At 66.4% G+C, this 11,481-nt stretch carries 8 protein-coding genes; all 8 read right to left on the bottom strand.

Translation table 11 applies throughout. From position 1 onward, the window contains the following. Window positions 1-9: 9 nt before the first annotated feature. On the bottom strand, window positions 10-1,338 hold the full coding sequence (locus PK98_RS10360; protein ID WP_039097546.1) for an alkaline phosphatase PhoX: 1,329 nt from the start codon (window positions 1,336-1,338) through the stop codon (window positions 10-12). Window positions 1,339-1,413: 75 nt separating this feature from the next. Beyond that, complete coding sequence (gene ligD, locus PK98_RS10365; RefSeq protein ID WP_052208517.1) at window positions 1,414-3,987, bottom strand: DNA ligase D; 2,574 nt, start codon at window positions 3,985-3,987, stop codon at window positions 1,414-1,416. 3 nt (window positions 3,988-3,990) lie between these two features. Further along, window positions 3,991-4,899, bottom strand: a complete 909-nt coding sequence (gene ku / locus PK98_RS10370; RefSeq protein WP_039096843.1) for a non-homologous end joining protein Ku — start codon at window positions 4,897-4,899, stop codon at window positions 3,991-3,993. 61 nt (window positions 4,900-4,960) lie between these two features. After that, window positions 4,961-5,977 carry a phytase gene (locus PK98_RS10375; RefSeq protein WP_039096845.1) on the bottom strand — a complete coding sequence of 339 codons (1,017 nt, stop codon included), beginning with the start codon at window positions 5,975-5,977 and terminating at the stop codon, window positions 4,961-4,963. Continuing rightward, entirely contained in the window at window positions 5,977-8,793 is a 2,817-nt protein-coding gene (locus PK98_RS10380) for a TonB-dependent receptor (protein ID WP_039096847.1), read from the bottom strand. Before PK98_RS10380 ends, PK98_RS10375 begins: the two co-directional genes overlap by 1 nt. A 121-nt stretch (window positions 8,794-8,914) precedes the next feature. Further along, entirely contained in the window at window positions 8,915-10,216 is a 1,302-nt protein-coding gene (gene hslU, locus PK98_RS10385) for an ATP-dependent protease ATPase subunit HslU (protein WP_039096849.1), read from the bottom strand. 14 nt (window positions 10,217-10,230) lie between these two features. Next, window positions 10,231-10,806 carry an ATP-dependent protease subunit HslV gene (gene hslV / locus PK98_RS10390; RefSeq protein WP_039096851.1) on the bottom strand — a complete coding sequence of 192 codons (576 nt, stop codon included), beginning with the start codon at window positions 10,804-10,806 and terminating at the stop codon, window positions 10,231-10,233. Between the two features lie 62 nt (window positions 10,807-10,868). Next, entirely contained in the window at window positions 10,869-11,342 is a 474-nt protein-coding gene (locus tag PK98_RS10395) for an outer membrane protein assembly factor BamE (RefSeq protein WP_039096852.1), read from the bottom strand. Between the last annotated feature and the right edge of the window lie 139 nt (window positions 11,343-11,481).

Genomic DNA, 11,481 nt, shown 5'->3' on the forward strand with positions numbered 1-11,481 from the left:
TTCGTCCAGTCAGGCCATCCACGGCCCGGTGATGGCGATCGTGCGAGCCGGACTGTAGAAGTTCACGAATAGCGTCCTGCCGTCGGGCGAGAAGCAGGCCCCCGCCAGTTCGGTCTGCTGGCGCAGCAGCGCAATCGGATAGGCCTCGCCCTCCGGCGTGATGCCACGCAGGTGATTGGCCACCGTTTCGGTATACTGGTCCTCGCACACCACCAGATGGCCGTTGGGCCCGACCGTCAGGTTGTCGCCATAGTCGAACTGGTCCTTGCCCTCTGACTCGAAGAACAGGTCCAGCCGATCGGCATTGCCGCTTGCGGAGGGGCGCAGGCGGAAGATCTGGCCCAGCCCGGCCGCGCCGCCGCTGGTGCAGCAGAAGAACAGTTCGCCCTCGCCCATATGGATGCCCTCGCCCCGGGCGAAGATCGCGGCGCCCGCCGCCGCGCCGCGCAGGCGCAGATCGTCGTTCGGGCTCTCCACGTCGTCCAGCTCGATCCAGCGGACCGCGCGCGCCTGCCCGCGCACAGCACCGGTCCGCCCGTCCCAGTTGCGGGTGTCGGCCGGGCCGTCGGCCAATGCCAGCGCCTGCAACCGCCCGCCATCCGCCAGCCGCCCTGGGGTCCGGGGGATGAAGCGATACAGCAGGCTGTCCTTCATGTCCTCCGTCAGGTAGACGATGCCGGTCGCCGGATCGACTGCCGCCGCCTCGTGATTGAAGCGCCCCATTGCCTTCAGCGGAACCGGATCGACCAGCCCGGTCGCAGTGGCAGGGACTTCGAAGACCCAGCCATGATCCTGGTTGATCTTGCCATCAGCGCGGGCGACGTTCTCCTCGCAGGTCAGCCAGCTGCCCCATGGCGTGGTGCCGCCTGCGCAGTTGCGGATCGTCCCGGCAAGCGAGCGGTGCTGCCCCTGCAGTTCCAGCGTGGCGGCATCCAGCACCAGTGTCGTCGTGCCGCCGGGCAGCGGCACCAGACTGCGCGCCTGCGTGTCAAAGGCCTTGCCGACGACGCCGCCGCCATCGTTGGTGGGCATCAGTTCGTGATTGCGCACCAGCGCAATGCGGCCATCGCCCAGGTCGAAACAGCCCATGCCGTCTGCCCGGTCGGGCACGGTAAACCCGTCATGCATTGCATCGCCCAGGCTGGAGATCACCCGATAGGTGAAGCCCTGCGGCAGATCGAGGATGCCCGCCGGGTCCGGCTGCAACGCGCCAAAACCAAGACCGGGCCGCATTGCGGCAGCGTTGAGCGGCGTGCGCATGCACCCGCTGGCGGCCAGCGCGGCAAAGGCGCTGCCGGTGGCGGCAAGGAAGCGGCGGCGGTCGGTAGGAAGGGTCATGATCGATCCGAATGATGTGCGACAGGTCGAGCGGCTTGTGCGCCTGCCGATCCCGATATTGCCGTTATGCGTCAACTATATGGCCGGCAATGCCTGTTCCGCATGACCCCAGCCGGCCAGCGCCTTGGCTCGTGCCCGGGTCAGCAGTTTCTTGGTATCGCTGATGGAGAACGGATGCGCATCGGCAAAGCCGGCCAGCTCTGCCCAGGCGATCGGCACCGCCACCGGCGCACCGGCCCGGGCGCGCGCCGAATAGGGCATCACCGCGGTGCTGCCGCGCTGGTTGCGCAGGTAATCGATGAAGATCCGTCCGGTGCGCTTGGCCTTGCTCATGTTCGCGGTGAACCGCTCCGGCTCCGCCATGCTCAGTGCCTCCGCGAAGCGTTTGCTGAAATCCTTGTGCGCGTCCCAAGAATGGCCGGTGGTGAGCGGCACCACCACATGCACGCCCTTGCCGCCGGACAGCATGGCAAAGCTGGCGAGACCGATATCGGCCAGCCGGTCGCGGATGTCCGTCGCGGCCAGCTTGACCGCCTCGAAATCGAGCCCCTCATCCGGGTCGAGGTCGAACACCATCCTGTCAGGCGCCTCCACGTCGGCCACCCGGCTGCCCCAGCCATGGAACTCGATCGTGCCCATCTGCACGCAGGCGAGCAGCCCTGCGGCATCCTCGGTATAGAGGTAATCCTCGCTGCCGCCATCCTTTTCGCGGATCGGCACATGATGGACATGGCCGCCGAAGCTGCCGCTGTCATGCTTCTGGAAGAAGCACTTTTTGGCGCGGCCCTGCGGACAGCGGACCAGGCTGATCGGGCGCGCGGCGGCGAAGGGCAGCAGCAGCGGGGCGACCGTGGCATAATAATCGGCCAGCTGACCCTTGGTCTGGCCAGACTCGGGGAAGATCACCCGATCCCGGCTGGAGATGGTCACGGCCTCCAGTTCGGCCTGCGCATCGGGCGCTGGCTCCGCCACTTCCGGAACTACCTCGACCGCGGGCTTGTCACCGCGCAGGCCCAGGAAGCTGCCGTGGCGCACGCTGCCATCGGCGGTGAACTCGGCAAAGGCGATCTCCGCCACCAGCTCCGGCTCCACCCAGGTCACGCCACGGCTGGCGACCCGGTCCAATTCCGCCGGCGCGGTCTTGCGCACCAGCTTCGCCATGCGATCCGCCAGGTCCGCCAGCGTGTCGGCGCCAAAACCGGTGCCGACATTGCCCTTGTAGACCAGCTTGCCCCCTTCGTTCTGCGCCATCAGCAGACTGGCGAAGGGGCGCGCCCTGGCGGTCGACTTCTTCCAGCCGATGATCACGAATTCCTGCCGCCGGGTGCATTTGACCTTCACCCACGCCTTGCTGCGTGCGCCGCTGTACTTGGCGTCGATCCGCTTGGAGATGATCCCTTCCTGCCCGGCCTTGCACATCGCCCCGAACAGCTTCTCGCCTGCGCCGATCACATGGTCGGCCAGATGGATCGGCGGGGTGGCGGTGGCGAGCAGCGCCTCCAGCCGTTCCTTGCGCTCGATATTGGTGAGCCCGGACAGATCCTCGTCCTCCAGCTCCAGCAGATCGAATGCGTGGAAGGACAGCGCATCCTTGTCCGTCTGCGACCCGTGGCCGCGTTTCAGCACGGCCTGCAGGCTGGAGAAATCGGGATTGCCGTCCTTGCCATAGGCGACGATCTCCCCGTCGATGAGGCAGGGCGGCAGGTCAAGCGCCTGCAGGTGCGCCACCAGCGGGGCGAACTTGTCTGTCCAGTCCTTGCCGTTGCGGGTGTGAACCGCAACCTTCTGCCCGGCCGCGGCAATCAGCGCGCGGTAGCCGTCGAACTTGATCTCGTGCAGCCAGCCATTGCCGGCCGGCACGCTGTCCACGAGCGTGGCGAGTTGCGGCGGGCGGAAGGCAGGCAGCTTGCCGGCCGCGGCCTTGCGCTTCGGCGCTGGCCGCGCCTTTGTTGCGTTCCGCTTCGCCGCCTGGGTCATCTCGGCCGTGAAGGCGTCACCCTTCTTGCCCGCCAGCGAATATTCACCAGCCGTGTCGGCGGCGATCTCCGCCATGGAGCGGCCGGTCAGGACGCTGGTGAGGCAGCGTTCCACCAGCACATCCCCTTCCTGCGCATGGGCGTCGGCGATCTTGCGCAGCAGCCAGTTCTCGCGCTTCTCGCCCGGGCGGGGCTTCAGCCGGATCAGCAGCCATTCGCCCTGCATCCGCTCGCCCTGGACCGTGAAGTGCAGGTGGCCGTCCTTCAGGTCGGCCGCGCTCTTGCCGGCGATCGGCGCCCAGGTCCCGCGGTCCCACAGCATCACCGTGCCGCCGCCATATTCACCCTTGGGGATCACCCCCTCGAACTCGGCGTAGGACAGTGGGTGATCCTCGGTCCGCACGGCCAGCCGCTTGTCGGATGGATCGGGCGAAGGGCCGCGCGTGACCGCCCAGCTTTTCAACACGCCGTCCACCTTCAGCCGCAGGTCCCAGTGCAGCCGGGTGGCGTCGTGCTTCTGCACGATGAAGCGATTGCCGGCGCCATCATCGGCCTGCTTGCCGGCAGGCTCGGCCGTGCGGGTGAAATCGCGCTTGCGGTTGTACTCCGCCAGCAGGTCCGCCGCTGCATCCTTCGGCGGGCCCGCCTTCTTGCGCGATCTGACCGCCGCCACGGCTCAGGCGCTCTTGCGGGTACGCGGCGTGGCCGGCTTCTTGGCGGCGGCAGTGCTCTTCTTGGCCGGCGCCTTCTTGGCCGCGGGCTTCTTCTCCGCCGTAGTTTCCTTGGCCGGGGCGCCGCTACCGACCGACTTCTTCAGCGCGGCCATCAGGTCGATCACGTTGGACTTGCTGGCCGTTGCACCATCGTCTGGGTCTTCCACGATCTTCTTGCCGGTCTTCGACTTCGCCTTCTTCTCGATCAGCCGCATCAGGGCATCGGCATAATTGTCGTGAAACGCCTTGGCATCGAAGGGCGCGGTCTTCTTGTCGATCAGCGTGGTGGCGAGGTCCAGCAGTTCCGCATCGGGCTTCACATCATCGATCTCGCTGAAGAAGGACTGCCCGCCGCGCACCTCGTCGGCATAGCGCAGGGTCTCCATCAGCAGACCCTTGCCGCAGGGCTTGATGGCCACCAGCTGCTCCTTGCCGCGGATCGACAGCTGCCCCAGCGCGACCTTGCCGGCCCGGCGCAGCGCCTCGCGCAGCACCACGAAGGCTTCCTCCGCCAGATCGTCCTGCGGGGCGACGTAATACGGCTTCTCGAAATAGAGGGGATCGATCTCGTGCGCCTCGACGAACTGGACCAGTTCCAGCGTCTTGCGGCTCTCGATCTTGACGCTCTCGATCTCCTCGTCATCCAGCAGGACGTAATTGCCTTTGGAGATCTCGTAGCCCTTGATGATCTCGTCCAGGTCGATCGGACCGACGCCTTCCACCACTTTCTCGTAATGGACCCGCTTTCCGGTGGGTTCGTGGATCTGGTTGAAACTGATCTTCGCCCCGCTCTTCACCGCGGAGTAGATCTCCACCGGGATCGACACGAGGGCCAGACGAATCTGGCCCTGCCAGTAGGCGCGTGCTGCCATGTGTTGAGCTCCTCTATGGCGGAGTCAGCGCATGGCGCGATAAATCGTTTCCGAAGGTCGATCAGATACCCAGCGCGGCCTTGATCGCCGCCCAGGATACCAGCTTGAAGTTCTGTGCCGCGGGCTGGTTGTGCCCGTCCTGCGCCACAAACAGGCCCTCCGGGTAATCAGGCCCGAAATCTCCGGCGATCACCTCCAGCCCGTCGGTTTCCTCGCTGCCACCGATCGCGCCCGGCACCACGGCAAACCGACCCAGCGGAGCCATGTCGGGCAGGCGGAAGACGGCATAGGCATTGTCGCCCTGGCTGCTTGCAACCAGCCAGCCGCCATTGGCCCCTGCGGGCACCAGGCCCAGTCCTTCGACATCGGCGACGAGGTAGCGGTTGTCCACGGCGGCAACCATCTCGCCGGTGGCTGCTCCTGTTCGGAAGCGCCAAATGCCGGCATCCTCCTCCCCGACATACAGCGTGCCGTCGCGATGATCGACGATGCAGCCCTCCGGCTGGGTTGCCACGCGCAGGGTGCGCAAACCTTCGGCAGTCGGCGTCGTGCCCAGCGCGATCCGCTGTTCGTAGATCGCGCCTTCCTTGACCGGGGAGTAGATCAGCAAGGTGCCGTCCCGCCCGGTGGCGCACATGCCGTATGCCTCCCCCGCCCCGACCGGCAGGATGGCCAGCCTGGTCAGGGTGGCGCTGGCGGGATCGAGCCGGAACAGCTGCGCCTTGGCGGCGGTCACGTCGTTGCGGTCGCTGGCGATGACGATGATGCCTTGCGCGCCCATGTCCACCAGGTCGACATTGTTGACCCGCCCGGCATCGAAGAAGCTGCGCACAGTGCCATCCAGGCCATAGACATACAGGCCCGCCTTCTTGTCGGTGGCGACGATCAGGCTGGCGGCCGGATCCGCGGCATTGCGCCAGATCGCCGGATCGTCCGCCGCATCGGCATTGCCGGTGCCGACGGGCGCCGTCTCGCCGGTGGCGGTGACGGGCACCGGGGCCAGGCCGGTGATCGCGGGGGTGGTGGCACAGCCCGCCAGCGATGCGCCGGCGAGCAGCAGGGGCAACAGCGCGCGCATCAGAAGCTCACCCGCGCGCCGGCCTTCATGGTCCAGTTATATTCCTCGTACTGCAGCAGGTTCTGCCGGCCCGCGACAGTGTTGTACGCGAAGTACTTGGCGTTGTTGATGTTGATCCAGTCGTAGAACAGCTGGATGCGGTCGGTCGCGCGATACCGCAGGGTCAGGTCCACCTGGAAGTGGTCGTCGACGATCCGGTCCTGATCGGCCGTGGGGCCGAACTCGTCCAGGTACTTGTCCCGATAGGTGCCGGCGAGGCGGAAGGACACCGGTCCCTTGTCGTAGCCAAGGGCGGCGTTGAAGGTGTGCCGGCTGGTCGCGGGCAGCGTGATCTGCCGCAGGTCGGCCAGATCGCCATCGACCGGCAGGTCCACCGTCGCATCGGTCCAGGTATAGTTGAGCTGTGTGATCAGACCGTCCAGGATGCCCGGCAGCATCGTCCATTGTTGCGAGAAGCCGACCTCCACGCCGTAGATCGTCGCGCTGTCGGCATTCACCGGCACCGTGGCCTCGTCCACGGCCACGCCGAACAGCTCGACATCCTGCACCGTCACGTCGACGATGTAATCACGCACATCCTTGTAGAAGGCAGCGACGGTCAGCGCGCCATTGCTGGTCATGTACCATTCGGCGGAAGCATCAGCGTTCCAGGCGGAATAAGGCCGCAGTTCCGGATTGCCGATCGAACCTTCACGCTCACCGCGGTCGGATTCCTCGATTTCGAAGCGCGGAGCCAGATCGCCGAGGTTCGGACGCACCAGCGAGCGGTATCCGGCCGCGCGGAGCACCAGCTCGTCCGCTGCTTCCCACCGGACGTTGAGGCTGGGCAGCCAGTGATCGTAATCGCGCTGGAACAGCACGGGGGCGACGTTGACGGTATCGCCATCCTCGCCTTCGATCAGCGTCACGGTGTTGCCGCGCAGCACATTGTCCGTCCGCTCGTAGCGCACACCGCCGATCACGCGCAGCGTATCGCTGTCCCACCGTCCCAGCAGGTACCCGGCGGCGATATCTTCCTTGATCGAGTAGTCGGATGCCGCACTGTCGAACGCGGTATCGACCGGCTCCACCTCGAACTGGTCGCCATTGGCAGCCAGGAACCGGCGCGCGGACAGCTTGTCGACCACCGGGCCCATGTCGATCAGGCGATAGGTCTGCCGGCCCTGCAGGTCGGCCAGCGTCAGGTCAGCGCCTTCGATGTGATCGGTCTGGTTGTCGTAACGCTTGTCGCGCCAGCGCATCTTGCCACCCGCCTGCACGGTGAAGCTGCCGCTGCCTGTCTGGAAGCTGCGCGCAACGTCCAGACGCCCGGCCCATTCGGTGTCCTCTGCATCGGACAGGCTGGTGATCTGCGCCTCGTCCAGTTCGTAGGTCGCGGGATCGAGGAAATCTGCCGGACCAGCCACGGCGGAATAGATCGGCACGCGGCGGTCGCTGTAATCGGCATTCACCGCCAGCCCTTCACCCGCGAAATCGCGCGCGAAGGTGATCGGGTCGACGGAGCCGTTCTCCCGTTCGGTGGAGCGGGCCCAGCTGCCCGAATACTCCACGTGCCACGTGTCGGTATCGGTCTCGCCGCCCACCACCAGCGTGCGGATGCGCTGTGTCTCGAACCGGTCCTTCAGGTCGCGCTCGACCGTGATCTCGTATTCGTCATCCGGATTGGTCGCATCGCGATCGCGGAAGGTCACGCCAGTAGAACCGTTGGCGGTCGCCAGCGCATTGCCGGTCCCGAAGATGGTGCGGCGGCGGTACTCCTGGTCCTCGAACTGGCTGTACAGGCCGCGGGCATACAGCATGGTCGTGTCAGTGGCGCGCAGGTCCAGGTTCAGCGAGGCGCTGACCCGTTCGCGCTGCACGTCGTAATCGCGATATTCCAGCCCCTCGGCATAGACGGCGCCGTCATCGCCCTCCACCCAGTCCTCGGCCTCGACATTGTCCGTCTCGAACCGGCGCTGATAATAGGACACGCCGCCGGAAATGCCGAAATCGGGTGTGACGCGGGTGGCGAAGTCGACCGCCGCCTTGGGCGTGACCTCGCCCACATATTCGTTGTAGCTGCCTTCGAGCGAGACGTTCAACGCATCGCGCAGCCGGTTGAAGGCGCTGGTGGTCTCGATATCGATGGAGGCGCCGATCGTGTCGGCGTCCATGTCCGGCGTCAGCGACTTGGTGATCTCCACGCTCTGGATCAGGTCGGAGGAAATGACATCCAGCGCGACCGAGCGGATGTCACCCTCTGGCGACGGCAGGCGGACGCCGTTCAGCGTGGTGGCGTTGAGGTTGGGATCAAGGCCGCGCACGGACACGAAGCGGCCCTCCCCCTGGTCGTTCAGCACGTTGACGCCGGGCAGGCGGCGGATCGATTCCGCCACGTTCTGGTCGGGGAACTGGCCGATCGCATCGCGGGTCAGCACGTCGCTGATCCGGTCGTTCTCCCGCTTGCGCGACAGGGCGCTCGCCTGGTTGGCACCATAGCCATAGACCAGGATCGCGCCGCTTTCGGCGCCAAGGGCGAAGTCGGCCCGGGCGGTGCCGGTGGCCGGCACGGTGATCGAGAGTTCCTGCGCCGGCGCGCCGACATAGTTGGCCACCACCGTGTAGGTGCCGGCGGGCACGCCCGCGAACAGGAACGATCCGTCCGCGCTCGTCACCGCTTCCCGCCCCAGTTCCGCAATCCGCACATTGGCGGAGCGAAGCGCGATCGTGTTGCTGCCATCGACGACCATGCCGGCGACCTCGCCAGCCATGACCGGCGTGGCGAGTGTCGCGAGGGCGAGGCCGCTGGTGGCCAGCAGCGGGCGGATGAAGTTCATGTGCGTATTCCCCTGTTCTCTGACAGGGGCCGCTAGGCAGCGTGGATGACACTTGCGGGGCAGCAAGGTTACCGATTTGTGGCAGCCACCCGGTGTGGCCGCCACGCATCACCTCACCCGGTCACAGGATGTACTTGCTCAGATCCGCATTGCCGGCCAGCTCGCCCAGCTTCTCGCGCACATAGGCCGCGTCGATGACGACGGTCTGTCCCGTGCGTTCCTCCGCCTCGAAGCTCAGCTCCTCGAACAGCTTCTCCATCACGGTCTGCAGCCGGCGCGCGCCGATATTCTCGACACTCTCGTTCACCTGTGCGGCGATGCGGGCGATCTCGCCCACGGCGTCGGGGGTGATCTCCACGGTCACCTGCTCGGTCCCCAGCAAAGCGCAATATTGCGCCACCAGATTGGCCCGCGTGTCGGACAGGATCGCCACGAAGTCCGCCTCCGTCAGCGCCTTCAGCTCCACCCGGATCGGCAGGCGGCCCTGCAGTTCCGGCAGCATGTCGGACGGCTTGGCGATATGGAAGGCCCCGCTGGCGATGAACAGCACGTGGTCCGTCTTCATCGGCCCATACTTGGTGGACACGGTGGTGCCCTCGATCAGCGGCAGCAGGTCGCGCTGCACGCCCTCGCGGCTGACCGATCCGCCACGCACGTCGGACACCGCGATCTTGTCGATCTCGTCAAGGAACACGATGCCGTTGGTTTCCGCGGCAGTGATGGCGACCCGGGCGACATCGTCCTGGTCCATCCGCTTCTCGGATTCTTCGTCCACCAGCTTGTCCCAGGCATCGGGCACCAGCAGCTTGCGGCGCTTCATCGGCGTCTTGCCGAACGCCTTGCCCATCATGTCGCCCAGATTGATCATGCCGACATTGCCGCCCATGCCGGGGATCTCCATCGGCATGGCAGGGGTTTCCTCCACCTCGATCTCGACCTCGACCCCGTTCATCGCATTCTCGATGATGCGGCGGCGGAAGCTCTCCCGCGTTGCCTCGCTGGCGCTGTCACCCACCAGGGCATTCAGCAGCCGCTCCATCGCGGCCTTGCTGGCGGCATCGCGCACGGAGTCGCGCCGGCGCTCCTTCTCCAGGCGGATCGCTTCCTCCACCAAGTCGCGGGCGATCTGCTCCACGTCACGCCCGACATAGCCGACTTCCGTGAACTTGGTCGCCTCCACCTTCACGAACGGCGCGTCGGCCAGCTTGGCCAGCCGGCGGCTGATCTCCGTCTTGCCGCAGCCGGTGGGGCCGATCATCAGGATGTTCTTGGGCGTCACCTCGTCGCGCAGCTCGTCCGACAGGCGCTGCCGGCGCCAGCGGTTGCGCAGGGCAACGGCAACGGCGCGCTTGGCATCGGCCTGGCCGATGATGTGCTCGTCCAGCGCGGCGACGATGGCCTTGGGGGTCAGGTTGTCCATGATGTCCGTTCAGTCAATCAGATGGTCTCGACCGTCACGCGGTCGTTGGTGAAGACGCAGACTTCGGCCGCGACGGCCATGGCGCGGCGGGCGATCACCTCGGCATCCTGTTCGTAATCGGACAACGCCCGCGCGGCGGCCAGCGCGTAATTGCCGCCCGAGCCGATCGCGGCGATGTCGCCCTCCGGCTCCAGCACGTCGCCATTGCCGGTCAGCACCAGCAGCGTGTCGGCATCGGCGACGATCATCAGCGCTTCCAGGTTGCGCAGATACTTGTCCGTCCGCCAGTCCTTCGCCAGCTCCACCGCGGCGCGCAGGAGCTGGCCGCTATATTGCTCCAGCTTGCGCTCCAGCCGGTCGAACAGCGTGAAGGCATCGGCGGTCGCACCGGCGAAGCCGGCGATCACCTTCGCCTCGCCACCTGGTCCCGCCGCGCCGATCCGGCGCACCTTGCGCGCGTTCGGCTTCATGATGGTGTTGCCCATGGACACCTGACCGTCGCCGGCGATCACGGTCCTGCCGTTCCGCCTCACGCCGATGATGGTTGTCCCATGCCACTGTATCAGGCCGTGGCTCGCCCTGCTCTCGTCCATGGCGCGGCATATGGGGCTGCGCCGGAATGCTTCAAGCAAGCCCGCTGCACGCGGGACCCAGCTTACTGGCCCGGTGCACCGCCCGGCTGCTGCCCGCCCATGCCGGCCGCGCCGACCTGGCCGATGTTGCCGAACAGATCCTCCAGGAAGCTGCGCTCCTTGCCCAGGGTGGGCGTGGCCGCCCCGTCGGGGCTGAGCCGCACGACCTGGTCCACGCCGGTCTGGCGCGCGGTGGCGACGTTGCCGGCCGCATCGAAGGTCACCGCCAGCACCGTATGTTCCACGATGCGCGGATCGGTGAACGGCGCCTGCGCGGTGTTGCTGCCGATGTAGTACCACACCGGCTCCCCGAACTGGCTGGTGAAGGTCGGCTGGCCCAGCGTGCGTTCCACCGAGACGCGGTTGTCCACGCCCGGCTGCACCGATCCGATCAGCACCGGATCGGTGATGTAGCCGCGATGATTGCGGATGGAGCTGCAGCCCGTTGCTGCCGCTGCCAGCACCAGCAGGAGCCCAATTCGTGTAAGAACCGCCATAACCTGCCTGTTCGTGCCTTCCGTCAAACGCGATCTCGCCTATATCGCCAGAGCGGCCATACGAGCCGCCCTGCCCTTGTGCAACACGCGCCCTGCGTTGCGCAGGCAGCATTGAACCGCTGGTGAATAGGAGCCACAG

The organism is Croceibacterium mercuriale (genome assembly GCF_000802385.1).
In the GTDB taxonomy this organism is placed as follows: domain Bacteria; phylum Pseudomonadota; class Alphaproteobacteria; order Sphingomonadales; family Sphingomonadaceae; genus Croceibacterium; species Croceibacterium mercuriale.